Here is a 25,753-nt window from a genome sequence, read left to right as displayed (position 1 = left end):
AGGAAACAGCCGCAACCGGGGAGTGTGCGACTCTCGAGTGAAGCGGAGCGTTTTTCGCATTAAAATCCTTGTTATGGAAAAAACGCATTTTATCCCCATGCGATTTTGTCGATCGCAATAAGAAAGCTGCAGAGACCGCCAAAAGCAAAGCTTTGTCCGCGAAAGCGGACAAGAGCGGGCACAATACTCGGAGGGGCGGTCACAGAGACGGAGGCAAACGCAGCGGACGGAGCTCCCAAAGTGGAGCTTTGTTCGCGAATGCGGACAAAAGCGGGTTCACTCGAAAGGAGCATCAAGGCCGGCCGCGGAGAAGGCACGCCCATTTCGGGTGTCCAGAGGGCGGAGCCCTTGGGGCCCTCTCCTGGAGGAGAGGGTTTGGGAGAGGTCGAAAGCTCTCCGCAATGACCGCCAAAAGCAAAGCTTTGTCCGCGAAAGCGGACAAGAGCGGGCAAAATTCTCGAAGCGGCGGTCACAGAGACGGAGGCAAAACGCAGCGGACGGAGCTCCCAAAGTGGAGCTTTGTTCGCGAAAGCGGACAAAAGCGGGGTTCACTCGAAAGGAGCATCAAGGCCGGCCGCGGAGAAGGCACGCCCATTTCGGGTGTCCAGAGGGCGGAGCCCTTGGGGCCATCTCCTGGAGGAGAGGGTTTGGGAGAGGTCGAAAGATCTCCGCAATGACCGCCAAAAGCAAAGCTTTGTCCGCGAAAGCGGACAAGAGCGGGCACAATACTCGGAGGGGCGGTCACAGAGACGGAGGCAAAACGCAACGGACGGAGCTCCCAAAGTGGAGCTTTGTTCGCGAAAGCGGACAAAAGCGGGGTTCACTCGAAAGGAGCATCAAGGCCGGCCGCGGAGAAGGTACGCCCATTTCGGGTGTCCAGAGGGCGGAGCCCTTGGGGCCCTCTCCTGGAGGAGAGGGTTTGGGAGAGGTCGAAAGCTCTGGAGGAGAGGGTTTGGGAGAGGTCGAAAGCCTTTGTATACCTTTCCGCCCAGGAATCATACTAAAAGGGAATCGACCGGCAGCGCTGACGGTAAACGGAGGAGGTGCATGCGCGTGAATGCCGCCGAATCGAAGATCGTCTATTTGCGTCTGCGCAAACGAATCGGCATCAAGCCGGGTCAAGCGGTGACGCTAAGCCAGGCGGCGAGACTGTTTGCGTCCGATGCCGGCCTGGAGCGTAAGCTGAACGCGCTCGTGCTGCACCGCCACCGCGAACGGGACGGCAACCGCGTCGTGATCGACCTGCTGCAAATCGTGCGGGCGATCCGTGAAACCGAGCCGGAGGCGCTCGTCGAGTCCTTCGGCGACCCGCAGGTGCTGGTGATGGTGGCGGAAAAAGAGCAGAAGCCCCGGATCGTGGTGCTGATCGCTTCGTGGCTGCTGCTTTTTTTCGGCTCGGGCCTGGCCATTATGAACTTCCATACGGATGTCAGCATGAAAGAGGTGCACAGCCGGATCACCGAGCTGGTGACGGGCCGCCCAGCCGAGCATCCGTTATGGTTCCAGATCCCCTATTCCTTCGGCATCGGCTTCGGGATGGTTCTGTTCTTCAATCATTTGTTCCGCAAGCGGTTCAACGAGGAGCCGAATCCGCTCGAGGTCGAGCTGTATATGTATGAGGAAAACGTAAATGCATACGTCATCGCCGACGAGATGCGGCGGAAAAACGATGCCGGAGCGGAAAAGCACGGAACGAATACAAGTGAAAAGCCGGAAATCGGAGCCGGTGACGGGCATGCATGACATCGCCGCAAATGCGTTCGTCGCTCTCCTGGGCGTCGGCGGCGGGCTTGCGGTCGGCAGCGGCCTGGTGGCGTTGCTGATCGTGCTCGATCTGGTGCCGCGGCTCGCGCAAATCGGCCGCGCCTACCGCAAATCGATCTGGTACGAAACGGCGATTATTGCCGGCGGCGTTTTCTGGTCGTTGGCCGATTTTCTGGATTGGCGGCTGCGGCTGCCGGATGCCGCCGCGCTTGCGTTTATCGGCTCGTTCGACGGGATTTTTGTCGGCATGCTGGCCGCGGCGCTAACCGAGGTGATGAACGTACTGCCGATCCTGGCGAAAAGAATGGGACTGAGCCGGTTTATCGCCGGCCTGCTGATGGCCATGGTGCTGGGCAAGGTCGCAGGTTCGCTGTTTGATTGGCTTTATTACCAATGGATGGACCACTGAGGGGGGAGCGCAGCCATGAACGACCGCGAACAACAACCCGACAAGACGGAAATGAAACGTCCCAAAATGATCGGCGAATGGATTCGAACCCGTCACGGACAAGATGACAACGAGATGGAGATCGCAGCCGCGCCGGCTGTGTCGGAACACGAACATCCGTCGGAAACGTCATCCGCAGCCGCACCGGCCGAGTCGGAACGCGAACATCCGCCGGAAACGTCCTCCGCGGAAGCGCCGGCTGAAATGCGGCCCGCTGCGCATTCCGCGGATGCGACCGACGAAGAAGAGGAGCAGCCGTTTGAAGAAATTCCAATTGCCGGGCGCCGAAAAAAGAAGCCGGTTCCGGCTCGGGAGCGGGAGCGAGAACAGGATAAGGATAAGGATAAGGATAAGGATCAGAATAAAGAGCCCATCCCCGGCAGCCTGGACGATTTCATCGCGAAGCTGGAGGAGGAGCTGGGATATAAAAGAAGCTTCGACGTCGTCGTTCGCGAGATGACGTTCGGCGAGAAGCGGACGGCGATGGTGTTCATCAACGGCTTCGCCAAGGATACGATCCTGACCGAGGTGCTGAAAAGACTGACGTACCTGGACCCCGGCGATTTGTCCGCCGATGCGCTGGAGTCGTTTCTCAACCTGTACGTGCCGGCCATTCAAATCGTCAAAGAATCGGACTGGAACAACGTGCTTACGAACGTGCTGGCCGGTTCGAGCGCCTTTTACATCGATGGCGAACGGACGCTGCTTCTGATCGACGCAAGAGTGTTTCCCGGCCGCAATCCGGAGGAGCCGTCGCTCGAGCGGGTTGTGCGCGGCTCCCGCGACGGTTTCGTGGAGACGATGCTCGTCAACGTGACGCTGGTGCGGCGCCGGCTGCGGGACAAGCGTCTGCGCTATGAAATTTTGCGGCTCGGCGAACGGACGCAGACGGACGTGTGCATCGCTTATATCGACGACATCGCCGATAAGCGGCTGGTCGAATCGATTCGCGATAAAATCAAAATGATTGAGCTCGACGGGCTGCCGCTGGCCGACAAGCAGCTGGAGGAGGCGACGGTGAAGCGGGGCTGGAATCCGTATCCGCTCGTCCGCTATTCGGAGCGGCCGGATACCGTCGCCGTCAATCTGCTCGAAGGCCACGTAGCCGTGTTTGTGGATACCACGCCGAGCGTCATGATATTACCGGCCACCTTTTTCGATCTCGTTCAGCACGCGGAGGAAAACCGGCAGACGCCTTTTATCGGCACTTACTTAAGATGGGTGAGGTATTTCGGCATCTTCGCCTCGCTGTTTCTGCTGCCGATGTGGTTTCTTTTCTCCGTCCAGCCGGACCTGAAGCCTCCGTTTCTGGAGTTTATCGGCGTGCAAAAAACGAGCCGGCTCCCGATGGTCGCCCAATTCATATTCGCGGAACTCGGCGTTGATCTGATGCGGCTTGCCGCGGTTCATACACCGGCGCCGCTGTCGACCGCGATGTCCATCATCGCGGCTATTCTGATCGGGGATATCGCCGTCAAAACGGGCTTGTTTGTCAACGAGGTCATCCTGTACATGGCGGTGGCGGCGATCGGGATGTTCGCGACGCCCAGCTATGAGCTCGGCCTGGCCAACCGGATCGTCCGGCTCCTGCTGATTATTGCAGTGGCGACGCTGCACGTGCCCGGCTTTATGCTCGTTTCGACGATCGTTTTCATCCTGCTGGTGATGGAGCGTTCCTTTAACCACCCGTATATGTGGCCGCTGATCCCGTTCGATTGGCGGGCGCTGCTGGGAATCATCGTCCGCAAGCCTGTGCTGTACAACCGGACGCGCCCGAACGACCTGAAGCCGCAGCAGCGGAATAAAATGCCGAAAACGAACAAGTAGACAACGCTTCTGTCAAAAATGCAAATGAAATGCGAATTAATCCATTTGGCGCAGTGAACCGAATGCGTTATACTGATGCTAATTGATGCAAACGATTCATGGGAGCATTCGGAGAACACGGAGGGGAAAACATGTATCTTCACGGTACGGGGAAAATCAACGCGCAAGGGCATCTGGAAATCGGCGGCTGCGACACGACCGATTTGGCGAAACAATTCGGCACGCCGCTTTATATTGTCGACGAAGCGCTGGTTCGCCAGCGGGCCAGCGAATATGTCGAGGCGTTCCGCGCATCGGGGCTGAAATTTCAGGTGGCTTACGCCAGCAAAGCGTTCAGCGTCATGGCGATGTGCGCCATCGCCGAGCAGGAGGGGCTGTCGCTCGACGTCGTATCCGACGGCGAGCTGTACACCGCGCTGAAGGCCGGATTCCCGGCCGGCCGCATTCATTTCCACGGCAACAACAAGACGCCGGACGAGATCAACATGGCGCTTGACGCCGAAATCGGCTGCTTTGTCGTCGATAATTTCGTCGAGCTCCGGCTGCTGAACGCGCTGGCCGGCGAGAAGGGGCGCAAGGTCAGCATTTTGCTGCGCATTACGCCTGGCGTCGAAGCGCATACCCACGATTACATTTCGACCGGGCAGCAGGACTCGAAATTCGGCTTCGACCTCGGCAACGGCGCCGCCTACCGGGCGATCGAGGAAGCTGCGGCTCTGCCGAACCTGGAGCTGCTCGGCGTCCATTCCCATATCGGCTCGCAAATTTTCGAGGTCGAGGGCTTCAAGATGGCGGTTGACAAAGTGGCCGGTTTTGCCGTGAAAGTGCGGAGCGAGCTGAACATCACGTTTAAAGTCGTCAACCTTGGCGGCGGTTTCGGTATTCGTTACGTCGAAGGCGATACGCCTCTGCCGATCTCGCAGTACGTGAAGGCGATCACCGATTCGGTCATCTCCAACTTTACCGCGGCACAGTATCCGCTGCCCGAAATTTGGGTCGAGCCCGGCAGGAGCATGGTCGGCGATGCGGGGACGACGCTGTACACGATCGGGACAAGCAAGGATATTCCGGGCGTCCGCAAATATATTGCCGTCGACGGCGGGATGACCGACAATCCGCGTCCGGCGCTCTACGAATCGAAATACGAGGCGGTTATCGCCAACCGCGCAGGCGAAGCTCCGGAAGAAACCGTGTCCGTCGCGGGCAAATGCTGCGAGAGCGGGGATATGCTCATCTGGGATCTGCAGCTGCCGAAGTCGAGCAGCGGCGATCTGCTTGCCGTGTTTTGTACCGGCGCGTACAACTATGCCATGGCCAGCAACTATAACCGCATCCGCCGTCCGGCGGTCGTCTTCGTCAAGGACGGCCAAGCTGACGTCGCGGTGAAACGGGAATCGCTCGACGATATCGTCGGCAACGATCTCATTCCCGAGCGTCTGAAACAGGCTTCCGCCGCTAAATAAACCGGCTCATGCCGGTGTTGGCATCCATCCGACTCGTCCCCTGCAGACCGGCGATTTGGCCCGTTTGCGGGGGACGAGCCTTTGTCGGGACGAAACGACGTGTTATAATGGCAATGTTTAGTCGGAAGCGGGAGAGAGAAGCATACGCCGGGCATTCGGCGCGTCCGCTTCCCGCAAACCATTCGGAAAGGAAGATCCATAATGGCGAAACAAGCGAAAATTACGATGGAAAACGGGGCGGAGGTCGTCCTTGACCTGTTCGATCAGGATGCGCCCAATACAGTGGCGAATTTCGAGAAGCTGGCCAGCTCGGGCTTTTACGACGGTCTGACGTTTCACCGCGTCATTCCCGGCTTCGTCGCTCAAGGGGGATGTCCGAACGGCAACGGTACCGGCGGTCCGGGTTATACGATCAACTGCGAAATCAACCCAAACAAGCACGAACGCGGAACGCTTGCGATGGCGCATGCAGGACGCAATACGGGCGGCAGCCAGTTTTACATCTGCTACCAGCCGCAGCCGCACCTCGACGGCCAGCATACCGTTTTCGGCAAGGTGGTCAAGGGGATGGAGCATGTCGACGCCTTCCAGGGCCGCGATAAAATGAGCAAAGTGGAAGTGGTCGAGGTTTAAGCCTCAAGTCCTATTCCGACCCGTTTCTGTTCAGGCAGAAACGGGTTTTGTCGTTTTGTTAACTGGGAATTTTTTCTAAAGGAATAATGGATTTAATGTCGAAGTATTCCAAAAGAAACATGTCCTATAAGTAAGCTAGTCCTTTGCCGACCATTTCATGTCAATATCGAACAAAAATCTTGTTGACCCGCCAATAAAATCGTATATTGATTATGTTGGGACTTCTACAATCAGAAATCGGTCGATCAGTTGAGGAACGGGAGAAATCCGGTTTTCTGGCGATGCGCTTTTACATCAGGCAGGGGAGAAAAAGGGGAATGAATTATGTTTTGTTTGTTGTTGCATCGATAATCGAATATACGGGATTATTTATTTTTATGTTTACTTTATTTCGATTCAGACTGGATAAACGAATGCTTGTGAACGTTTTTCTCGTGACGCTTCTTATGAGCCAGGTTTCCTATTTTACGCGAAAAATACCCGAAATCGGGGAATTATCGACCTATATTCAGTTTTTTTTATTTGCGCTCGTGTTATGGATTTTGTTTCGGGTACCGCTGTTTCATTCTTTTCTGATGAACTTCGCCGGAATATCCGCTTCTTTCGTGATCGGGGCCATCTGCGCGGGGATTACGTATATGCTCGGCTTATCGATCGCCGAAATCAAACATAACGAAATCGTGACCGCTTCGCTGCAACTGCTGTCCTTTATTTTTTATATCGGGATCGCCCGGCTGGTTTACACCATGAACTGGGGATTCGATTACGTGCCGGCGGAACGCCGCCAGAATGTGGAGATTCGAGGTACGAATTCCATCCTGATCACCATAATTGCCGTCAGTGTTGTAGCTTCCGTCGTCATGACGCTTTTGTTTCGCAATAACTTCGGCAATTATGTCGATGTCGTCTCCACCGTCGTTTTTTTGCTTACGCTTCCGATTTTTTTATTTTTCTCTTTAAGAAAGGATAACGAGGATGCTGCGTAAACTTGCGGGTAATCTCCATCACCGGATGATCGCGAACGGCGTGGAAGCTCCTTCTGTCGACATTATCGTATACGCGCTTAACATCATCGGCAATTCGGTTTCGATTATTGCCTTGTCGCTCATTATCGGCGCGGTAACCGGCAAATTTACCGCAACCCTGCTCACGCTGGTCGTATTTGCGGTGATCCGTTTTTTGACGGGCGGCTACCATTTGAAATCGGGTTCCCTCTGTATCGTCGTTTCGACGATCGCCATGTCCGCCATGCCTCATTTTCATTTTGGATCCGTTACCATCTATATTTTTACAGCGATATCGCTTATAATGGTTTTAATATTTTCCCCGGCTAATTATGACAAATATGCCAGAATTTCCGAAAAGTATTATCCGCTGCTCAAGCTCATCGCCGCACTATTCGTGGCATCCAATTTTTTGTTCGTTTCCAGCATCCTTGCGATTTGTTTTATTGTACAAGCCGCAATGCTTCCATTCAAGGAAGGAGGTGAAAGCGAATGAAGAAGTATGCCTATAAAGGGTTGGCAGCCGTATTTGTCGGAGTTGCTTCCGTATTTGTACTTATGGGTTCTTATACGTGGTTTAACAAACCGGCCATTCCGGCAGAGCTCAGAAAAAAAGGAGTGTAGTTCATGCGCCGTCCACTTCACGTAGTGAAGCGTCACAGTAAAACCGATTTCGAAATCGTTGAAATCGATCTGAACGATGTCCTCTACGTGGGCACGCATAACGGCGACAGATTTCTTCAGACGCATGACGATATTTACTATTACATCAAGAGTCCGGAGGAACAGGAGCGATTCCTGACTTCGCAGGGGTTTGTAAAAGTTGATCGATGCTATATGGTTCAGATGGACAAGGTAGAATTTTATGACGAGCAACGATACAGGCTGTATTTTGAGAAAGAACCTGTAGGTAAGGATGCGCCTAGCGCGCCGGTATCAAGGGCCCACTTGAAGGAAATTAAAAATATCCGCGTCGTTTCGGACGGTTATGCTCCGAATGCGATGCGGCGAAACGGCATCCTGGATCATTAGGACGCGATACTTAAATAAACTGCCCGGTTATCCGACCCGGCAGTTTTTTGTTTGCGGCGGCATGACGGTGCGCTCTGTATGAAAAAACCTTGCATTTTTCATTTTCCGGTGGTACTATTTCAATCAAGTATTTGCGGCTTTCCTTCGGGGTCGGGTGAAATTCCCAACCGGCGGTGATCGGCTCTTCAAGTGTCGGCTTTGTGACTACACATGCCGGCTTTGAAGCCGTCAGTCCGTGACCCGGGCCGCTTTCGGCCGAGCGTATGATAAGCAGACCGACAAGCGGAACGGTGGACCTGGTGCAAATCCGGGACCGACAGTATAGTCTGGATGGGAGAAGGAGACGCTTGCGGATTCCATTTATTCCGGCTTGCCTGCTTTGTTCGATTTTTCACAAAGAGGCGGGTTTGTTTAGATGCGTCTTCAAGTTGTCCATTCTTTGCTGAACAAGCGCCATCACCCCAAAGGCAGCTCGCCGAAGGGGTGATTTTTTATTTCGACGGACATTTTGAACGATGAATCGTATATGAAGCTTGCGTTGGACATGGCCGGCAAAGCAGCGGGCCAGACCGGTATCAATCCGGTCGTCGGCTGCGTTGTCGTAAAGAACGGGCGCATCGTCGGACTCGGCGCTCATCTGAAGCGCGGCGAGGGCCATGCGGAGGTGCACGCGCTCGCCATGGCCGGAGCCGAAGCGGAGGGAGCGACCGTCTATGTGACGCTTGAGCCATGCAGCCACTTCGGCAAAACGCCGCCCTGCTGCGAACGGATTATCGAGGCGAAAGCGGCTCGCGTCGTCGTCGCCTGCGAGGACCCGAATCCGAAGGTGGCGGGCAGCGGCGTCAGAAGGCTGCGGGAAGCGGGAATCGAAGTCGAAGTCGGGCTCCTCGGGGACGAATCGCGGCGTATGAACGAAGCGTTCAACAAATACATTACGACGGGGCTGCCCTTCGTAACGGCCAAGACAGCGATGACGCTCGACGGCAAAATCGCCGCCAAAACCGGCGACAGCCGCTACGTCAGCGGGCCCGAATCGCGCGAACGCGTTCATACGATGCGCCATCGTCACATGGCGGTTATGGTTGGCGTCGATACCGTATTGGCGGACGATCCTGAGCTGACAACCCGGCTGTCCGTGCCGGCGGTCCATCCGGTCCGCATCGTCGTCGACTCGCAGCTGCGGCTGCCGCCGGACGCGAGGCTGCTGGACGGGGCAGGCGCGCCGGCGATCGTATTGACGACCGAACGGGCGGATGCAACGAAACGACAGGCGCTGGAGAAGGCAGGGGCAGCCGTTATCCCGTGCGGTACCGGGCCGAAGGTCGATCTGACTGAAGCGATGCGAACGCTCGGGAAAATGGAAATCGGTTCGATCCTGCTTGAAGGCGGCGGCAAGTTAAACGGCGCGATGCTCGAAGCCGGGCTGATCGACAAAATCGTCCTTTTCGTCGCGGCGAAGCTGATCGGCGGACCGGGTGCGCCGGAGGCGTTCACGTTCGACGGATACGAGAAAATGAGCGAAGCGTTGGAGCTGCGCGAAGTCACGGTCGAAACGGTCGGACGGGACGTCTGCATTGCGGGATACCCGGATTACGGCCGCCGCAAGCCTTAGTTCCGTTACGGTTCGTTCGGCGGAATAAAGCCAACAATGACAGATAAGGAGGGGTCGGAGGATGTTTACCGGACTGATCGAAGAAGTCGGCTCGCTGAAGCGTTCTTACCGGCAGGGAGAGGCGATGATGCTGACGATCGAAGCCTCGAAGGTGCTGGAGGACGCGGCGATCGGGGACAGCATCTCCGTCGGCGGCGTCTGCTTGACGGTGACGGAGCTGGCCGGATCAACATTTACCGTCGACGTCATGCCGCAGACGTACCGACATACGAATTTGAAGGATTTGCGCCCCGGCGAACGGGTCAATCTCGAACGTGCCATGCAGGCGGGGGGCCGTTTCGGCGGGCATATCGTGCAGGGGCACGTCGACGGCACGGGCGAGGTCGTCTCGCGAACGGCGGATGCGAATGCCGTCGTCTTCACGATTCGCCCGAACGATTCATCCTTGATGCGTTATGTCATCCCGCAGGGCTCCATTACGCTGGACGGCATCAGCCTGACGGTGGTCGAGGCCGACAAGGCGTCGTTCTCGGTTTCCATCATTCCGCATACGCTGCGCGAAACGGCGCTGCAGTTCAGGCAGCCGGGCAGCGTGGTGAATATCGAATGCGACGTGCTGGGCAAGTACGTTGACCATCTGCTTCATTTCGGTAAACGGGCAGATGCCGGAGCCCGCATGGAAGCGGGCGGCCTCACGGAGTCATTTTTGGCGGATCACGGATTTATGTAATATCCGCCGGGACATAAAATTTGAAAACTGAACAACATTGAACGAAGGAGGGAAATCGGCATGACCAATCATTATGATCCGGCCGCGGACGGCCGGGGGCAAAGCCCGCTCGACGCGATCGAAGACGCGATTTATGACCTGATGCTCGGCAGGCCGGTCATCGTTGTCGACGATGAAGATCGCGAGAACGAAGGCGATTTGATCGCATTGGCCGACAAAGCGACGCCGGATGTCATCAATTTCATGATCACTGAAGCGCGGGGGCTGGTTTGCGTTCCGATTACGCAGGAGCGTGCAGAGGCGCTCGAGCTGCCGCCGATGGTCCAGCATAACACCGACTACCACGGTACGGCGTTCACCGTATCGGTCGATCATATATCGACCACGACGGGCATTTCCGCCGCCGAACGTTCCCTGACGGTGAAGGCGCTGATCGATCCGAAGACGGCACCCGGCGATTTTCGCCGTCCCGGCCACATCTTTCCATTAATCGGGAAGAAGGGCGGTGTGCTGCGGCGGGCAGGCCATACGGAAGCGGCAATCGATTTGGCGAAAATGTGCGGCTCAAGCCCGGCGGCGGTTATTTGCGAAATCATCAAAGAGGACGGCACGATGGCGCGACTTGACGATTTGGTCGAATTCAAGAAAAAACACGGGCTAAAGCTCATCTCCATCCAGGAGCTGATCCGTTACCGGAACGAGAAAGAAAAGCTGGTCGAGCGGGTCGTCGAAGTGAAGCTCCCGACCGATTTTGGTCTTTTCAAAGCCGTCGCTTACACGAACGAGGTGGACAACAAAGAGCATGTCGCCCTTGTGAAAGGCCAAATCGATCCCGACCGCCCGGTGCTCGTGCGCGTTCATTCCGAATGCCTGACCGGCGACGTGTTTCATTCGCACCGCTGCGACTGCGGGCCGCAGTTCGCCGCGGCGATGCGGCAGATCGAAGAGGCGGGCAGCGGCGTGCTGCTCTATATGCGCCAGGAAGGCCGCGGCATCGGGCTGATCAATAAACTGAAGGCGTACGCGCTGCAGGAGCAGGGATTGGATACCGTCGACGCGAATATTAAGCTAGGCTTCCCGCCCGATTTACGCGACTACGGCATTGGGGCGCAAATATTGAAAGACCTCGGCGTACGCAAAATGCGGCTCCTGACGAACAATCCGCGCAAAATCCGCGGCCTGGAAGGCTACGGGCTCGAGGTCGTCGAACGGGTGCCCATTCAAATGGAAGCGAACGAAAGCAACGAAAACTATTTGAAGACCAAGCGGTCGAAGCTCGGTCACATGCTGAATTTGTAAAATCGGGATCCGTATTCCGCTGCGAATCCGGGCTTCAAGATCCGGTGCCGCGGCGTCTACGCCCCTGCGCGAAACAAAGTGCAGCTATGCCAATCATATTGACTCGAGAGGATGAAACGTATTATGCCGCATGTATATGAAGGACATCTGGTATCGCAAGGACAACGCTATGGAATCGTCGTCGGACGGTTCAATGAATTTATTTCCGGGAAGCTGCTGAGCGGCGCGCTGGACGCGCTGAAGCGCCACGGCGCGGATGACGGCGACGTCGACGTCGCCTGGGTGCCCGGCGCCTTCGAAATTCCGCTGATCGCGCAAAAAATGGCGGAAAGCGGCAAATACGACGCCGTCATCACGCTCGGTGCCGTCATCCGCGGATCGACGCCTCATTTCGACTATGTGTGCAACGAAGCGGCCAAAGGGGTCTCCGCGGTCAGCTTGAAAACCGGCGTCCCGACGATTTTCGGTGTGCTGACGACCGATTCGATCGAACAAGCGGTCGAGCGTGCCGGCACGAAAGCGGGCAATAAAGGATGGGATGCTGCGGTAACCGCCATCGAGATGGCGAATCTGACCAAAGCGCTGCAAGGCTAACATCGTCGTTTATTATTGGGAGGCTTAGACGCCATGACGGTTACGTACAAGCTGGAAACGTTTGAAGGTCCGCTCGACCTTCTCCTTCATCTGATCGACAAAGCGGAAATTGATATTCACGAGGTGTCCATCAGCGAGATTACCGACCAATACATGGACTATCTGAATGCGATGCAGGAGCTGGAGCTGGAAATTACAAGCGAATTTCTCGTCATGGCGGCAACGCTTTTATCCATTAAAAGCAAACAGCTGCTTCCGAAGCCGCCGGTAATCGAGGACGACTACGACATGTGGGAGGACGACGGGCTCGATCCGCAGGACGAGCTGATCGCGAGACTGATCGAATACCGGAAGTTCAAGCAAATCGCGGAGCAGCTTCGGGATCAGGAATACGAGCGAAGCCTCGTGTATACGAAGGAGCCGGAGGATTTAACGCCGTATATGCGGTCCGTTCCGCAAAACCCCGTTAAAGGCCTGCACGTCGGCGATTTGATTCGCGCCTTCCAGAAGGCGCTTCGCAAAGCATCGCGCCGCAATGCGGTCGCAACAGTGCACCGCGACGAAATTTCCGTTAAAGACCGCATCCGCGACATCGTAAGCGTGCTCCGGGAGCATGAGACCGTCCGGTTCTCGAGGCTCGTTCAGGGCGAGATAAGCCGGCACGAAATAGTCGTCACGTTTCTGGCGCTGCTGGAGCTGATGAAAATGAAGCACATTCGCTGTTTTCAGCATCAGCTGTTCGACGATATTGTGATTCATTGGAGAGGAGAAGCGGCGGAAAGTGGAGTACTCGAAGCTGAAGACAATTATTGAAGGCTTGCTGTTTATGGCCGGCGACGAGGGGCTGACCGTCAAGCAGCTGGCGGATATTTTGCAGCTGGACGCCGCGGCGGCCGCCGATATCGCCGGCGATCTGCAGCAGGAGATGAAGCGGCAGGGCCGCGGCATTCAGCTGTCGTTGGTCGCCGGCGCTTACCGGCTGACAACGAATCCGGAGCATGCCGAATATTTTGAACGGATGGCGTATACGCCGACCCGTTCAAGCTTGTCGCAGGCGGCGCTGGAAACGTTGTCGATCGTGGCCTACCGCCAGCCGATCACGCGCGTCGAAATCGAAGAAATACGCGGCGTCAAATGCGACCGTGCGCTGCAATCGCTTGTTTCGAAAGATCTGATCGAGGAAGTCGGACGAGCCGAAGCGATCGGCAGGCCGATTTTGTACGGCACGACCAAATCGTTTCTCGACTATTTCGGCCTGCCCGGTCTGGACGCTCTGCCGGAGCCTGCGGCGTTTGACGACGATGCGCTGGACGAGCAGACGCAGCTGCTGTTCGAGAAGCTCGAAGGGCGCCAGATGACAATCGATGAGCTGCCTGTTTCGGCGGCGAACGGCGAAGAGCCGTAGCAGCGCCAACATGAATGAGATTTGCCCGCAAGGCCATACTATATCCGACAAATGACAGGAAGACGGTGGAAACCACATGCTCGGATACCGGTACGGCTGGATTGCTCTGGCAGGTCTCTTTTTTTTGCTCGTTTTCGTTTGCTGGATGTCGCCGATGGTCATTCGCGGCAGCGTGAAGCGGGAGGGCGACGACGATCACGCGGAGCTTACCGTAAAGGCGCTGCTGGGGCTGATTCACTATCACTGGGAGCTGCCGGTCATGCGGTTGAAAGAGGCCGGACTAACTTTCAAGCGGGAGCAGACGGCGGAAAATTTGGGCGGCAGCGATTCGGGTTCCACGCAAGCCAGCTTTAATCTGGATACGTTTATCCAGTCGTTCGAAAAGTTGAAGCCGCTGCTGAAGCATAAAAATAGTCTGCTCGATTGGGCGAAAAAAACGCTCGCGCATGTACGGCTGACGGAGTGCCGGTGGCGGACGGTTGTCGGGACCGACGATGCGGTGTGGACGGCGATGGCAACAGGTATGGTCTGGTCGGTTAAAACGACGGCGGTGGGCGCAGCGTCGCAGTTTATGCGGATGATGACCGAGCCCGAATTGTCGGTCGAGCCTGACTACGGCAAAACCAGCTTTTCGATCGAAGGCGCGGTAACGCTCAAAATCGGGCTCGGCTACGCGATTTTTGCCGGTATTGCTTTCATGGTCAGGATGAAGAAAGCGCTCGGCCTGAAGCAGGGCCTGTTTGGCTGGCAGCGTATTTTAATGCGCGCGTAACCTACATAATGGCCGCGGGGCGGGGGAAAGCTACACCCGAAAGCCATGCTTGTATGATGAAGCTTATGCATTGCCGGTCCCGCAGACGAAGCGGAGAATGCCGGCCAAGGATCAAAAGGAGGAGTCCACTCGTGAACGATCATCCGATTCAAGGCTTGATGCAAACCGCAATGGAAAATATTAAAGAAATGGTTGACGTAAACACGATCGTCGGCGATCCTGTCCAAACGCCTGACGGAAGTGTCATTATGCCGATTTCCAAAGTCGGGTTCGGCTTCGTGGCAGGCGGCAGCGATTACCGCGCCGACGGCAATGCCCACATGGACGCGCAGAACGCATCCGTGGCGATGCCGTTCGGCGGCGGCAGCGGCGGCGGCGTATCGATTACGCCGATCGCCTTTCTCGTGGTCGGCACGTACGGCGTCCGGGTCGTGCCGCTTGACAGCCAGACGCATTTGATGGAGCGCATGATCGAATCCGCGCCTCAGGTTGTGGAGAAAATTCAGGCGATATTCAAACGCAGCGGAACGCAGACCAGCACCGATCCGTCCGTGATGATCAATCAGCCGGACACCAACTTCGTATAGCCGGCGGCTCATCAGGGCAGAGGCCCAAACGTTTGGCTCGTTTGACGGCCGCATGAAGGCCGAAGCTGTCCCGAATCGGGGCAGTTTCTTTTTTCTGCGGCCGTTTTGCCGGCTTGGGAATGGGACAGGACATATAAACCGCTAGCGTTCATATACTTGTACAAACCGTCTTTTTATGGAGCGGATGGTGTACGTGCATGCATGCTTCCGAAGCGATTTTTGCTGCGAAGTTCACGCAAAGAAGAGCCAAGCTTCACAAAAATTAAGCGAATGCTTCCGAAGCGATTTTTGTTACGAATTTCACGCAAAGAAGCCAAGCTTCACAAAAATCTCAGGAGGTCCCCGAAATGACCCTCAGCCGAAAAACGTTATGCTTTTTGGCGGTGCTCGTCCTGGCTTGGTCGGCCTTGACAGCCGTGCCTCCTGCCGCCGCGGCCGCACCGGAGCCGGTCAGTACGCACGCTCAAGCCGCGGCGCTGATCGATGTGGTATCCGGGCGTCTGTTGTACAGCGCTAACGGCGACAAACGGATGCGTATCGCCAGCCTGACGAAAATCATGACGGCTATTGTCGCAATCGAGCACGGCAAGCTTTCGGATATCGTCAAGACGAGCGTCCGCGCGGCCGGAAAAGAAGGCTCCTCCATCTACTTGCAAAAAGGCGAGCAGATGAGCCTGCAAAACCTGCTGTACGGGCTCATGCTCCGTTCCGGCAACGACGCCGCAACCGCCATTGCGGAGCATGTCGGCGGCTCGGAGGAAGGCTTCGTTTACCTGATGAACGAGAAAGCGCGCATGCTGGGGCTGACCCATACCCATTTTATGAACCCTTCCGGACTGGACGACGACGATCATTATTCCACAGCCGACGATATGGCCAAGCTGACCGCGTACGCGCTCAAAAATCCGGTTTTCAAGGAGATCGTCAAAACGAAGGTGAAAACGGCGCCCAACCCGAACGACGAGTGGGATTATAAATGGCGGAACAAAAACAAAATGCTGTCGCTCTACGACGGCGCCGACGGCGTCAAGACCGGCTACACGAAGCTCGCTCACCGCTGCCTGGTCAGCTCGGCGACGCGGGACGGACAGCAGCTTGCCGTGGTCACGCTGGACGACGGAGATGACTGGACGGATCATCAGAAGCTGCTCGACTGGGGGTTTGCGCATTACCCGCTTAGCGAAGTGGCGCATCAAGGCCAGCCGGTAAACGGGTATCCGCTGGCGGTAGGCCGTACCTTCCTCTATCCGTTCGCCGAAGGGGAAAAGGAGCAGCTGCGCTCCAAGCTGGTCCTCACCGCGGCCGCTTCTACGGCATACAGGCTCGGCGAGCGCGGAACGATTCAGTGGTTTATCGGCGACGACCGGATCGGCGCGACTCCCGTTTATGACCGCGGGGATGTCCGGCTCAAGGCGCCGGACCGGCCGTCCTGGACGCCGGAGACGACGTCCGGAGCGGTGCCGCCGCGAATCTGGCACGATTCGTTCATGGGAGCTCTAAGATTGACGTTGTTGTCGCTTTTCGGAGGGAAGGGGGCGGCGGGATGGTAAACTGGATCTGGCTGTTTTTTATCGCCGCCAGCTTCGTGGCAGCCATCGTCAACGGCCGGATGGAGGCGCTGACAGAGGCGGCTTTTGAAGGGGCCAAGAACGGCGTTACGGTCAGCTTCGGGCTGATCAGCGTGATGGTTTTTTGGCTCGGGCTGATGCGGATCGGCGAGGATGCCGGGCTGCTGCGCAAGCTGGCCGTGCTGCTGCAGCCGGCTGTACGCCTGTTGTTTCCGGATGTGCCTAAGGGACATCCCGCCCTCGGCTATATCATGAGCAATATGAGCGCCAATATCCTCGGGCTGGGAAACGCGGCAACGCCGATGGGCATCAAAGCGATGCAGGAGCTGCAAAAGCTTAATCCGGACAAGGAAACCGCGTCGGCCGCCATGTGCACGCTGCTGGCGCTCAATACGTCGAGCGTCACGCTTGTGCCGACGACGCTCATCGCCATCCGCATGACGTACGGCTCGGCGCACCCCGCGGAAATCGTCGGCACGACCCTGATCGCGACGGCGATTGCGACGGCGGCGGCGATCGCCGCCGACCGCTGGTACCGGCTGCGCTCCGGGCCGCCCGCGTGGAGAAGCCCGGGGTCCGGCGGACCGGGCGCCGTCCGGCCGCTTCAGGCTCCGCCGGGCAGCGGCAGGAGCGACCCGGGCGGAAAGGGTGAGGCTGTTGTATGAATGGATTACGCTGATATCGGCCTGGACCATCCCGTTTATGATCGTGTTTATTCCGCTCTATGCGGCGTTTCGCAAAGTGCCGGTGTACGAGTCGTTCCTCGAAGGAGCCAAGGACGGCTTCGGCACGGCGATCAACATTATTCCCCACCTGGTCGGGATGCTGGTGGCGATCAGCATGTTCCGCGCCTCGGGAGCGATGGATATGATCGTTTCGCTCATCGAGCCGCTGATGCACCGGCTGGGCGTCCCCGGCGAAGTGCTGCCGCTCGGACTGCTGCGGCCGCTGACGGGAGCGGGCTCGCTCGCGTTTACCGCGGAGCTGATCAAGACGTATGGCCCGGATTCGATGATCGGCCGCATCGCTTCGACGATCCAGGGCAGTACGGATACGACGCTGTACGTGCTGACCGTTTATTTCGGCGCCGTCGGTATCCGCAAAAGCCGTTATGCCCTGAAAGTCGGCTTGTTTTCCGATCTGGTCGGTTTTATCGCCGCTATTATCGTTTGCTTATTCGTATTCGGTTCCTGACGTACATACCGGCGTTCCGCAGACTTGCGGGACCGCCGGTTTTTTTGCGCGTGCGAAGACGGACGGATTCGTGCGAAGCAGGCACACCGGCGCGTATGCGGGTTCGACTTTCTTCGCATCTGTATTTAAGGTATGATGAGGGATGAGGTGAAAGCATTGGAACGTCTGCAAAAAATATTGGCGGGGGCCGGGGTCGCTTCGCGCCGCAAATGCGAAGAGCTTATTTTGTCCGGACAAGTTCAGGTAAACGGGGAAACGGTTACGACACTGGGGGCGAAAGCGGACCCGGGAACCGATGTCATAACCGTCCGCGGGAAACGGATTCAAGGTGAACGCAAGCTGTACCTGATGCTCAACAAGCCGAAAGGCGTCATTACGAGCGCAAAGGACCCGCAGGGTCGGAAAATCGTATCCGATTTCCTGCCCGGGATCAAGGAACGGGTATATCCCGTCGGCCGGCTCGATTACGATACGGAAGGGCTGCTGCTGCTGACGAACGACGGCGAATTCGCCAATTTGCTCACGCATCCGAGCCATCACGTGCCGAAAACGTATTTGGCCACGGTGAAAGGCGTGCCTCACGGCAGCGCGCTCGAAAAGCTGCAAAAGGGCATCAAGCTGGAGGACGGCATGACGGCGCCTGCCGAGGTGGAATATCACGACGTCGATCCGGACAAAAAACAGGCGACGATTTCGATTACGATTTACGAAGGGCGGAACCGGCAGGTGCGCCGCATGTTCGATGCGATTTCGCACCCGGTCGTTCGCCTCAAGCGCATCAAATTCGGCGATCTGAACCTGCAGCAGCTTCAGCGGGGCAAATACCGCCACCTGACCGAGCAGGAAATCAGGGACCTGCTGGCGGCGGCCGCCAAGACACATAAAATTCAAAAATAGGGAGCGGCGGCAGCCTATCTGCCGTCCTGTTTTTCGTTATAATGGAAACGATGCTCCAAACCTGCACGAGGCGGTGAAATACGCATGAAATCATACCGCAGAACGATACAGATCGTCATTTTTCTCGCGGTCGTCCTGCTGGGCGGTTATGCGATCGGGAATGCCGTTTTTTCGGACAACGGCTCCGGCGGGCTGCCGAAAATCGGCTCCAAGCCGCCGGATTTCGCGCTGCTCGGCATGGACGGGAAAACGCACAGGCTGTCCGATTATAAAGGAAAGCCGCTCATCATTAATTTCTGGGGGACCTTCTGCCCGGGGTGCGTATACGAGACGCCCGATCTGCAGAGCAAATATGCCGCCCAGGACGGGAAGCAGTTCGAGATCGTCGGCATCAATTTGGGCGAGGACGATTTAACGATTTCGAATTTTGTCCAAAATTATAAGGTCAGCTACGACATTTTGAAAGACGAAGACCGGACGGTGGAGCGCGAATACGGGCTGCGATCGTATCCGACGACGTTTTTTATCAATCCGGACGGTAAAATTGAAGACATTTTTATCGGTCCAATGCAGCAGAAAGATCTTGACGCGCGGCTTTCCAGGCTGCTCAAGACTTGAGGCTTCGGTTGGCCGCCGCTGCATAGGACATTACGATGCTTACGAAGCTGCGTTTTCCTCCGGAAAACGCTCGGCTTATGCTTACGAAGTTGCGTTTTCCTCCGGAAAACGCTAGGAGGTCTCATTTTGCTCTCTTTTGAAAACACGAAATGCGAATGCGGCCATCAGAATCCGGTCGGCACCGTGCTCTGCGAAAACTGCGGCAATCCGCTCGATCAGGAAGTGGCGGAGAGCGAAGGCCCGCTTGAGATGAGATACGACGGCGTCGCCCGCCGCTCGCAGAAAAGCAATCCGAACGTGCTTGACCAGGTGTGGAAATTCTTCTCTTCGGTTAAGATTGCCGTCCGGCTGATCGTCATTACGCTGCTGGCGTCCATCGTCGGCACGATCTTTAAACAGGAAAACGCGTTCGTTTCGTTTGATCCAACTACGTATTACAAGGACCGGTACGGCTGGATCGGCGAATGGTATTACAAGCTCGGCCTGTCGCATACGTACCAATCGTGGTGGTTTATCGCCCTGCTGGTCATGATCGCCACCTCGCTCGTCATTTGCAGCCTGGACCGCGTACTGCCGCTGTACCGGGCGCTGAACAAGCAGCAAATCCGCAAGCATTTTCTGTTTTTGACGAGACAGCGGACGGTCTACGAAGGCACGATCGACGGGGAGCCGGAGGCGTTTACGGAGAAGCTGGCCGCCCAGCTCCGTCGCAAGCGCTACCGCGTGCATACGGAGGGGACGGCGCTGTTTGCCGAAAAAAACCGCTTCAGCCGCTGGGGGCCGTACATCAATCATATCGGGCTGATCGTGTTTCTGCTTTCCGTGCTGCTGCGCACGATTCCGGGATGGACCAAGGATGAATACATGTCGATTCCGGAAGGCGAAGCGATGCAGATTCCGGATACGAATTATTACATCAAGAACGTAAAGTTTACCGTGCAATATTATACGGACGCCGAGCTTCCGAAGGATCTGAAAGGGACGCAGCGCGCCAAGTTGTACGAGACTCAGGCGGCGCTATACCAATGCACGGCGAATTGCGGTGATCCGTCGGTGAAGCCGACGCTGGTCGAGGTCGCCCGGCATAACATCCAGGTAAACGATCCGCTGTCGTACAAAGGCCTGAAGGCGTATCAGTTCAGCTTCGACGATACGCCCAAGCTGAAAGCGGTCAAGCCCGTGCTGATCGACAAAACGACGGGAAAAACCTACGGACCGTTCGACCTGCCCATGAAGAACGCGCCGCGCACGATCAAGGTTGGACCGTATACGCTCGAGCTGAAGCAGAACTATATGGATTTTGCGCTTGATGCGAACGGTCAGCCGACGACGAAATCGTCCGAGCCGAATGCTCCGGCCTTCATCTTTCTGATTAAAGGACCCGGCATCGACCCGCAGGGCGTCCCGTATATGTACTTCCCGCGCGAGATCGATAAAGTGAACTTTAGCCAGGATGCGATTAACGGCGCAATCGCCAATAAATTCGAGATCAAGGTCGGTTCGATGCAGAACGTGACGTTCGCCGGCGCGATCTCGTCACTCGATATCCGCTCGGACCGGGCGATGCCCTTCATCTGGTTCGGAGCGGGAATCAGCCTGTTCGGTTTGTTTATCGGTGCTTACTGGTTCCACCGCCGGATCTGGGTCCGGGTTGACGGGCGGCGGATAACGCTCGGAGCGCATACGAACAAAAACAATTACGGCATGCGTGCCGAAGTTGCGGCCGCGCTCGGCGGCGCGGGCATCAGCGTCGAGCCGAAGTCGCTCGATAACGGAGGGAACAAAGCGTGAATTCCTTACTTAATTTCAGCAGCAACATGTTTCTGGTTGCCTTCTTCCTGTACTGCTTCGGATTTTTGTTCTACGCCGTCGCCGTTGCAGGACAAAAATTCAGCAACCGCGATCCGGAGAAGCATCTTCGCCGGTGGGGTCGAATCGCGTTCGTAACCTCGCTGCTCGGTTTCCTGTCGCATGTCACCTTCTTCGTTACGCGGTGGATCGGCGGCGGCCATATACCGACCAGCAATATGTACGAATTCATGACGTTTCTGGCCATGGCGATCATGTTCGCCTTCGTCATCGTCTACGCGATCTACCGCAAACCGCTGATCGGCCTGTTTACGCTGCCGCTCACCGTCATCATAGTCGCGTACGCCTCGGTATTTCCGCAGGAGGTGCAGCCGCTCATCCCGGCGCTCGATTCGTATTGGCTGCGCATCCACGTGACGACGGCCGCGCTGGGCGAAGCGTTTTTCGCCGTCGGCTTCGCCACGGCATTCATGTATTTGCTGCGCACCGTCAGCTTCAAGGAATCGGGACCCCGTGCCCGCCGCGCGCAGCGCTGGGTCGAATTTCTGCTCTTTATCGTCGTGGTGATGATCGGCTTCCTCGGCTCGGTCTTCGCTTTCCGCGCCGCCGGCTACGAAGCGACTTTCGTGCAGGAGACCGTTTCGATCGATACGAACGGCATCGAAAATAACACGACGAATACGGTGGAATATACGATGCCGCCGATTTTCAAACCGTACAACAGCCGCGTGGAGAAAATCGATTCGTTCATCGGTATAAAGGATGGCCTATTGGAAACACCCTATTGGATGAAAGGCGTCAATGCGGCCAAAAAGCTGAACACGCTCGTCTGGTCGGTGATCGCGGGCGGCATCCTGTACGGGCTGATCCGCCTCGCGCTGCGCCGGCCAATCGGCGCGATTATCAATCCGGTGATGAACAGCATCGATCCGGACGATCTGGATGAAATCAGTTACCGCGCCATCGCGATCGGCTATCCGATCTTCACGCTGGGCGCACTCGTGTTTGCGATGATCTGGGCGTACGAAGCTTGGTCCCGCTTTTGGGGATGGGATCCGAAGGAAGTGTGGGCGCTCATCACGTGGCTTTATTATACCGCCTATCTGCATCTCAGGCTGTCGAGAGGGTGGCACGGCTCGAAATCGGCCTGGCTCGGCGTCATCGGCTTCGTTGTCGTCATGTTCACGTTAATCGGCGTCAACCTGGTGCTGGTTGGCCTGCATTCCTACGCAGGCGTGGATTAACTATTATTGGAAAGGGGTCTGGTCCGCATGTCCGAAACGCTGCACCGTATTCTTGTCGTCGATGACGAGGAGCGCATTCGCAGACTGCTGAAAATGTATTTGGAGAAGGAAGGCTACGCGATTGAGGAAGCCGAGGACGGCGAGACGGCGCTTCGGATGGCGACGGCCAGCGATTTCGATTTGATTCTGCTCGACGTGATGCTCCCCGGAATCGACGGGGTCGAGGTTTGTTCCCGCCTGCGGCAGGTCAAGGCGACGCCGGTCATCATGCTGACGGCGAAAGGCGAGGAAATGAACCGGGTGCAGGGCTTCGAGGTGGGGGCTGACGACTATGTCGTGAAGCCGTTCAGCCCGCGCGAGGTTATCTATCGGGTCAAGGCGATTTTGCGCCGTTCGTCGGCAACCGCCTTCCTGTCGAAGGATGCGATGACGAGCAACAATATCGTGTTCCCGCACCTCGTCATCGAGCACGATGCGCACCGGGTCATGGCCGGCGGCCAGGAGGTCAGCCTGACCCCGAAAGAATACGAGCTGCTGCATTATTTGGCGATTTCGCCGGACAAAGTATTTTCCCGTGAAGAGCTGCTAAAGGATGTATGGAACTACGAATTTTTCGGCGATTTGCGGACCGTCGACACCCATGTGAAGAGGCTGCGCGAGAAGCTGAACAAGGTATCGCCTGACGCGGCTGCGATGATCACGACCGTGTGGGGCGTCGGCTACAAGCTCGAGGTACCGAAGTAAGATGCTGCTCTGGCGTAGCGTCGTCGGAAAGCTGTGGATGACGATCATTTTGCTCGTCGCCACCGTGCTGCTTATTCTCGGGATGTTCCTGCTGCAGTATATCGATATGTCATTCACCGAACAAGGCAGCAATAACGCGCATCAGGTGAAAATGCTGTTCGTTTATACCGCGATTATCGGTTTTTTGCTTTCGACGTTTTTTGCCTTTTTCCTGTCGACGAAAATTACGCAGCCGCTCCTTCAGCTGAAGAAGGCCGCGGATTTGATTGCGCAGGGTGAATACCGGACGCGGGTCCCGATCCGTTCGAACGACGAAATCGGGGATCTTGCGAATACCTTCAATCATATGGCGACCGAGCTCGATTCGTTGATCCGGGCGCTGAACAACGAGCGAGACCATCTGGCGAGCATTCTGCGAAGCATGAGCGATGCCGTCGTGACGTTCGACGCGGAGGGCCGTGTGCTGCTGGCCAATCCGAACGGACAGCAGCTGATCGACGGATGGAACGGGGTCGACTGGGGAGGAGACGATGCGGACAGCGGGCGCAGACGGCCGCTCAGCCAGGTTCCGGCCCCTTTGTTCGAGCAGTACCGCAAGGTGCTTCGCGAAGGCAAAGATATGGCGGGCAAGGTGCATGTGCAAAGCGGGGTCTGGTCCGTCGTGATGGCGCCGCTCAAGTCGAACGATGCCGTGCGCGGAGCTGTCGCCGTCATGCGCGACGTCACCGAGGAAGAACGGCTCGAGAAGCTGAGGCGCGATTTTGTCGCGAACGTCTCGCATGAAATCCGCACTCCGCTGTCCATGCTCCAGGGCTACAGCGAGGCGCTGATCGACGATATCGCGGCATCGCCGGAGGAGCGGCGGGAGATCGCGCAGGTCATTCTCGACGAATCGCTCCGCATGGGACGTCTCGTCAAGGACCTGCTCGATTTGGCGAGGATGGAAGCCGGCCATTTCGAGATGAAATTCGTCCGCACCGATCTGGAAGCGCTGCTTAGAAGAGTGCATCGCAAGTTTCTCGTTTATGCGAAGGAACGCGGCATCCGTCTGGAATGCGAGCTGGCGCAGAAGCCGCTCGTGCTGGAGGCCGCCGACGAGGACCGGCTGGAGCAGGTGCTGACCAACCTGCTGGACAATGCGCTGCGCCATACGCCGGAAGGTGCGCAAATCAAGATTTCGGGCCGAGCCGTGACGTTGGACCGCAGGCCGTTCATAGAGCTGAAGGTGCAGGATGAAGGGCAGGGCATACCGGCCGAGGATCTCCCCTATATATTCGAACGGTTCTATAAAGCGGACAAGGCGCGTACGCGCGCTGCGACGTCGGGAGGTACCGGCCTTGGCCTTGCGATCGTCAAAAGCATCGTCGAAGCCCATCACGGCCGTATCCGGGCGGAAAGCGTCATCGGAACGGGCACGACCTTTACGCTGCTGCTTCCTGTCTTAGCAGGGTAGCAGGAGCCTTCGGGCAAATGCTAGCTGCTAGTAATGGATTTTCGATTCAACTACGAGTCAACCGTTACGCGACGGTTGACTTTTTTGTTTTAAGCCATCTAATCCGATTAGACTTACCCGTATGTTATGTATATGTTATTTATTTACGACCACAACGAATTTATGTTATCTATATTGACATATTGTGAATTGGGCTCGATAATAATACTAGCTTACCTGTCAGGCAGGCAGGCAAGTTGGCAGATTATAGGCGGTACATGTGCAGACTAACCGCGAAAGGTGTTCATAATCATGTTCCAAAGTATAAAGAAACCCGGAAAGCTTTATGTCAAAATTGCCGAGCAGATTAACCAGCTGATTTTAAAAGGGACGTTCAAGCCGGGAGAAAAGCTTCCGTCGGAGAAGGAAATCGCCGAAAAGCTGCAGGTTAGCCGCCCGTCCGTCCGGGAAGCGCTCGCGGTGCTTGAAATATTGGGCATTCTTGAGGTTAAGGTCGGCGACGGTTCCTATGTTAAAACGCATGCAAAAGACCTTGAATTAAAATTGGAAGAAATGAAAGACGTCAGTACGGTCGAGCTGATGGAAGCCCGGCAGCTGATCGAATCGCTCATTGTCGATTTGGCGGTTCAGCGCGCCACGACCGAGCAAATCGCCTCCTTACAAGAGTCCGTCGACCGGATGCGGGAATGTCTCGATGACAATTTCGAGGAATATTTCCGTCAGGGCAGCCGTTTCCACAGCGAATTGGCCGCTGCCGCGAATAATGAGGTGATGTTCAAAATCGCCGAGCAGCTTCTTCAGCCCGAGATTCATCCGCTCGCGATCAACTTGAACAAAAAAGTGCTCCATTCCCGGGAGACGCGCATTCATCAAATCGAAGAGCATCAGGAAATTATCGATGCGATCAGGGAGCGCGATCTGGAAAAAGCGCGTAAATTGATGATTCACCATATTAAACATCTGGAAGAATTGTTTTTGCTGTAACAAACTTTTGCGATTTTTCTTTGGATGAAGGAGGTGATGTGCTAGCGGAGATATTTGAAAGCAGCCGGAATA

General features: G+C 56.5%; 27 protein-coding genes and 1 riboswitch. All 27 genes read left to right on the top strand.

The features are described from left to right. Positions 1–1,047: 1,047 nt before the first annotated feature. Complete coding sequence (locus tag PD282_RS16305; RefSeq protein WP_274651706.1) at positions 1,048–1,743, top strand: stage V sporulation protein AA; 696 nt, start codon at positions 1,048–1,050, stop codon at positions 1,741–1,743. Beyond that, entirely contained in the window at positions 1,736–2,173 is a 438-nt protein-coding gene (locus PD282_RS16300) for a stage V sporulation protein AB (protein ID WP_274655276.1), read from the top strand. The genes PD282_RS16305 and PD282_RS16300 overlap by 8 nt, the downstream gene beginning before the upstream one ends. A gap of 243 nt (positions 2,174–2,416) precedes the next feature. Further along, on the top strand, positions 2,417–4,039 hold the full coding sequence (locus tag PD282_RS16295; RefSeq protein WP_420832362.1) for a spore germination protein: 1,623 nt from the start codon (positions 2,417–2,419) through the stop codon (positions 4,037–4,039). A 131-nt stretch (positions 4,040–4,170) separates the two neighbouring features. Continuing rightward, a complete protein-coding gene (gene lysA, locus PD282_RS16290; protein WP_274651704.1) occupies positions 4,171–5,502 on the top strand; it encodes a diaminopimelate decarboxylase in 1,332 nt (443 codons plus the stop codon). Between the two features lie 201 nt (positions 5,503–5,703). Next, positions 5,704–6,135, top strand: a complete 432-nt coding sequence (locus tag PD282_RS16285) for a peptidylprolyl isomerase (RefSeq protein ID WP_274651703.1) — start codon at positions 5,704–5,706, stop codon at positions 6,133–6,135. A 413-nt stretch (positions 6,136–6,548) separates the two neighbouring features. Next, positions 6,549–7,121 carry a hypothetical protein gene (locus PD282_RS16280; protein ID WP_274651702.1) on the top strand — a complete coding sequence of 191 codons (573 nt, stop codon included), beginning with the start codon at positions 6,549–6,551 and terminating at the stop codon, positions 7,119–7,121. Continuing rightward, positions 7,111–7,635: an accessory gene regulator B family protein gene (locus tag PD282_RS16275; RefSeq protein ID WP_274651701.1), complete on the top strand. Its 525-nt coding sequence runs from the start codon at positions 7,111–7,113 to the stop codon at positions 7,633–7,635. The genes PD282_RS16280 and PD282_RS16275 overlap by 11 nt, the downstream gene beginning before the upstream one ends. Beyond that, complete coding sequence (locus tag PD282_RS16270) at positions 7,632–7,763, top strand: hypothetical protein (protein WP_274651700.1); 132 nt, start codon at positions 7,632–7,634, stop codon at positions 7,761–7,763. Before PD282_RS16275 ends, PD282_RS16270 begins: the two co-directional genes overlap by 4 nt. Before the next feature lie 3 nt (positions 7,764–7,766). After that, complete coding sequence (locus tag PD282_RS16265; RefSeq protein ID WP_274651699.1) at positions 7,767–8,171, top strand: LytTR family DNA-binding domain-containing protein; 405 nt, start codon at positions 7,767–7,769, stop codon at positions 8,169–8,171. A 136-nt stretch (positions 8,172–8,307) separates the two neighbouring features. Then, positions 8,308–8,517, top strand: a riboswitch (FMN riboswitch). 147 nt (positions 8,518–8,664) lie between these two features. Then, positions 8,665–9,783, top strand: coding sequence for a bifunctional diaminohydroxyphosphoribosylaminopyrimidine deaminase/5-amino-6-(5-phosphoribosylamino)uracil reductase RibD (gene ribD / locus PD282_RS16260; RefSeq protein ID WP_274655274.1), 1,119 nt, complete (start codon positions 8,665–8,667; stop codon positions 9,781–9,783). A gap of 61 nt (positions 9,784–9,844) precedes the next feature. Then, positions 9,845–10,513: a riboflavin synthase gene (gene ribE, locus PD282_RS16255; RefSeq protein ID WP_274651698.1), complete on the top strand. Its 669-nt coding sequence runs from the start codon at positions 9,845–9,847 to the stop codon at positions 10,511–10,513. A 60-nt stretch (positions 10,514–10,573) separates the two neighbouring features. Then, positions 10,574–11,812: a bifunctional 3,4-dihydroxy-2-butanone-4-phosphate synthase/GTP cyclohydrolase II gene (locus PD282_RS16250; protein ID WP_274651697.1), complete on the top strand. Its 1,239-nt coding sequence runs from the start codon at positions 10,574–10,576 to the stop codon at positions 11,810–11,812. Positions 11,813–11,935: 123 nt separating this feature from the next. After that, the gene (gene ribH / locus PD282_RS16245) at positions 11,936–12,406 is read left to right on the top strand and encodes a 6,7-dimethyl-8-ribityllumazine synthase (RefSeq protein ID WP_274651696.1); all 471 of its coding nucleotides are present in this window, start codon (positions 11,936–11,938) and stop codon (positions 12,404–12,406) included. Positions 12,407–12,439: 33 nt separating this feature from the next. Further along, positions 12,440–13,219 (top strand): segregation and condensation protein A, encoded by a 780-nt coding sequence (locus PD282_RS16240; protein WP_274651695.1) that lies wholly within the window; start codon positions 12,440–12,442, stop codon positions 13,217–13,219. After that, positions 13,188–13,811, top strand: a complete 624-nt coding sequence (gene scpB, locus PD282_RS16235; protein ID WP_274651694.1) for an SMC-Scp complex subunit ScpB — start codon at positions 13,188–13,190, stop codon at positions 13,809–13,811. Before PD282_RS16240 ends, scpB begins: the two co-directional genes overlap by 32 nt. Before the next feature lie 76 nt (positions 13,812–13,887). Then, complete coding sequence (locus PD282_RS16230; RefSeq protein WP_274651693.1) at positions 13,888–14,583, top strand: DUF2953 domain-containing protein; 696 nt, start codon at positions 13,888–13,890, stop codon at positions 14,581–14,583. Positions 14,584–14,714: 131 nt separating this feature from the next. Further along, entirely contained in the window at positions 14,715–15,170 is a 456-nt protein-coding gene (gene ytfJ / locus PD282_RS16225) for a GerW family sporulation protein (RefSeq protein WP_274651692.1), read from the top strand. A 347-nt stretch (positions 15,171–15,517) separates the two neighbouring features. Then, complete coding sequence (locus tag PD282_RS16220) at positions 15,518–16,720, top strand: D-alanyl-D-alanine carboxypeptidase family protein (protein WP_274651691.1); 1,203 nt, start codon at positions 15,518–15,520, stop codon at positions 16,718–16,720. After that, on the top strand, positions 16,714–17,403 hold the full coding sequence (locus PD282_RS16215) for a nucleoside recognition domain-containing protein (protein WP_274651690.1): 690 nt from the start codon (positions 16,714–16,716) through the stop codon (positions 17,401–17,403). Before PD282_RS16220 ends, PD282_RS16215 begins: the two co-directional genes overlap by 7 nt. A 37-nt stretch (positions 17,404–17,440) precedes the next feature. Further along, positions 17,441–17,932 carry a spore maturation protein gene (locus PD282_RS16210; protein ID WP_420832361.1) on the top strand — a complete coding sequence of 164 codons (492 nt, stop codon included), beginning with the start codon at positions 17,441–17,443 and terminating at the stop codon, positions 17,930–17,932. A 156-nt stretch (positions 17,933–18,088) separates the two neighbouring features. Beyond that, positions 18,089–18,829 carry a pseudouridine synthase gene (locus tag PD282_RS16205; RefSeq protein ID WP_274655272.1) on the top strand — a complete coding sequence of 247 codons (741 nt, stop codon included), beginning with the start codon at positions 18,089–18,091 and terminating at the stop codon, positions 18,827–18,829. An 84-nt stretch (positions 18,830–18,913) separates the two neighbouring features. Next, positions 18,914–19,447, top strand: a complete 534-nt coding sequence (locus PD282_RS16200; protein WP_274651688.1) for a redoxin domain-containing protein — start codon at positions 18,914–18,916, stop codon at positions 19,445–19,447. A gap of 126 nt (positions 19,448–19,573) precedes the next feature. Continuing rightward, complete coding sequence (gene resB, locus PD282_RS16195; RefSeq protein WP_274651687.1) at positions 19,574–21,238, top strand: cytochrome c biogenesis protein ResB; 1,665 nt, start codon at positions 19,574–19,576, stop codon at positions 21,236–21,238. A 26-nt stretch (positions 21,239–21,264) separates the two neighbouring features. Beyond that, on the top strand, positions 21,265–22,500 hold the full coding sequence (gene ccsB / locus PD282_RS16190; RefSeq protein WP_274655270.1) for a c-type cytochrome biogenesis protein CcsB: 1,236 nt from the start codon (positions 21,265–21,267) through the stop codon (positions 22,498–22,500). 27 nt (positions 22,501–22,527) lie between these two features. Beyond that, complete coding sequence (locus PD282_RS16185) at positions 22,528–23,244, top strand: response regulator transcription factor (RefSeq protein WP_274651686.1); 717 nt, start codon at positions 22,528–22,530, stop codon at positions 23,242–23,244. A 1-nt stretch (position 23,245) separates the two neighbouring features. Next, positions 23,246–24,697 (top strand): ATP-binding protein, encoded by a 1,452-nt coding sequence (locus PD282_RS16180; RefSeq protein WP_274651685.1) that lies wholly within the window; start codon positions 23,246–23,248, stop codon positions 24,695–24,697. A 291-nt stretch (positions 24,698–24,988) separates the two neighbouring features. After that, positions 24,989–25,681 (top strand): FadR/GntR family transcriptional regulator, encoded by a 693-nt coding sequence (locus PD282_RS16175; RefSeq protein WP_274651684.1) that lies wholly within the window; start codon positions 24,989–24,991, stop codon positions 25,679–25,681. The last annotated feature ends 72 nt before the right edge of the window (positions 25,682–25,753 follow it).

Origin of the sequence: Paenibacillus humicola, assembly GCF_028826105.1 — a bacterium.
GTDB lineage: Bacteria > Bacillota > Bacilli > Paenibacillales > Paenibacillaceae > Paenibacillus_Z > Paenibacillus_Z humicola.
The sequence above is the reverse complement of the archived record's forward strand: the minus strand, read 5'-3'. Positions and strand labels throughout refer to the sequence as shown.

Bases quoted from the DNA above. Each gene is read 5' to 3' on its own strand.
- PD282_RS16305 (WP_274651706.1), top strand. From the start codon at position 1,048: ATGCGCGTGAATGCCGCCGAATCGAAGATCGTCTATTTGCGTCTGCGC.
- PD282_RS16300 (WP_274655276.1), top strand. From the start codon at position 1,736: ATGCATGACATCGCCGCAAATGCGTTCGTCGCTCTCCTGGGCGTCGGC.
- PD282_RS16295 (WP_420832362.1), top strand. From the start codon at position 2,417: ATGCGGCCCGCTGCGCATTCCGCGGATGCGACCGACGAAGAAGAGGAG.
- lysA (WP_274651704.1), top strand. From the start codon at position 4,171: ATGTATCTTCACGGTACGGGGAAAATCAACGCGCAAGGGCATCTGGAA.
- PD282_RS16285 (WP_274651703.1), top strand. From the start codon at position 5,704: ATGGCGAAACAAGCGAAAATTACGATGGAAAACGGGGCGGAGGTCGTC.
- PD282_RS16280 (WP_274651702.1), top strand. From the start codon at position 6,549: ATGCTTGTGAACGTTTTTCTCGTGACGCTTCTTATGAGCCAGGTTTCC.
- PD282_RS16275 (WP_274651701.1), top strand. From the start codon at position 7,111: ATGCTGCGTAAACTTGCGGGTAATCTCCATCACCGGATGATCGCGAAC.
- PD282_RS16270 (WP_274651700.1), top strand. From the start codon at position 7,632: ATGAAGAAGTATGCCTATAAAGGGTTGGCAGCCGTATTTGTCGGAGTT.
- PD282_RS16265 (WP_274651699.1), top strand. From the start codon at position 7,767: ATGCGCCGTCCACTTCACGTAGTGAAGCGTCACAGTAAAACCGATTTC.
- ribE (WP_274651698.1), top strand. From the start codon at position 9,845: ATGTTTACCGGACTGATCGAAGAAGTCGGCTCGCTGAAGCGTTCTTAC.
- PD282_RS16250 (WP_274651697.1), top strand. From the start codon at position 10,574: ATGACCAATCATTATGATCCGGCCGCGGACGGCCGGGGGCAAAGCCCG.
- ribH (WP_274651696.1), top strand. From the start codon at position 11,936: ATGCCGCATGTATATGAAGGACATCTGGTATCGCAAGGACAACGCTAT.
- PD282_RS16240 (WP_274651695.1), top strand. From the start codon at position 12,440: ATGACGGTTACGTACAAGCTGGAAACGTTTGAAGGTCCGCTCGACCTT.
- PD282_RS16230 (WP_274651693.1), top strand. From the start codon at position 13,888: ATGCTCGGATACCGGTACGGCTGGATTGCTCTGGCAGGTCTCTTTTTT.
- PD282_RS16220 (WP_274651691.1), top strand. From the start codon at position 15,518: ATGACCCTCAGCCGAAAAACGTTATGCTTTTTGGCGGTGCTCGTCCTG.
- PD282_RS16215 (WP_274651690.1), top strand. From the start codon at position 16,714: ATGGTAAACTGGATCTGGCTGTTTTTTATCGCCGCCAGCTTCGTGGCA.
- PD282_RS16210 (WP_420832361.1), top strand. From the start codon at position 17,441: ATGATCGTGTTTATTCCGCTCTATGCGGCGTTTCGCAAAGTGCCGGTG.
- PD282_RS16200 (WP_274651688.1), top strand. From the start codon at position 18,914: ATGAAATCATACCGCAGAACGATACAGATCGTCATTTTTCTCGCGGTC.
- ccsB (WP_274655270.1), top strand. From the start codon at position 21,265: ATGTTTCTGGTTGCCTTCTTCCTGTACTGCTTCGGATTTTTGTTCTAC.
- PD282_RS16185 (WP_274651686.1), top strand. From the start codon at position 22,528: ATGTCCGAAACGCTGCACCGTATTCTTGTCGTCGATGACGAGGAGCGC.
- PD282_RS16180 (WP_274651685.1), top strand. From the start codon at position 23,246: ATGCTGCTCTGGCGTAGCGTCGTCGGAAAGCTGTGGATGACGATCATT.
- PD282_RS16175 (WP_274651684.1), top strand. From the start codon at position 24,989: ATGTTCCAAAGTATAAAGAAACCCGGAAAGCTTTATGTCAAAATTGCC.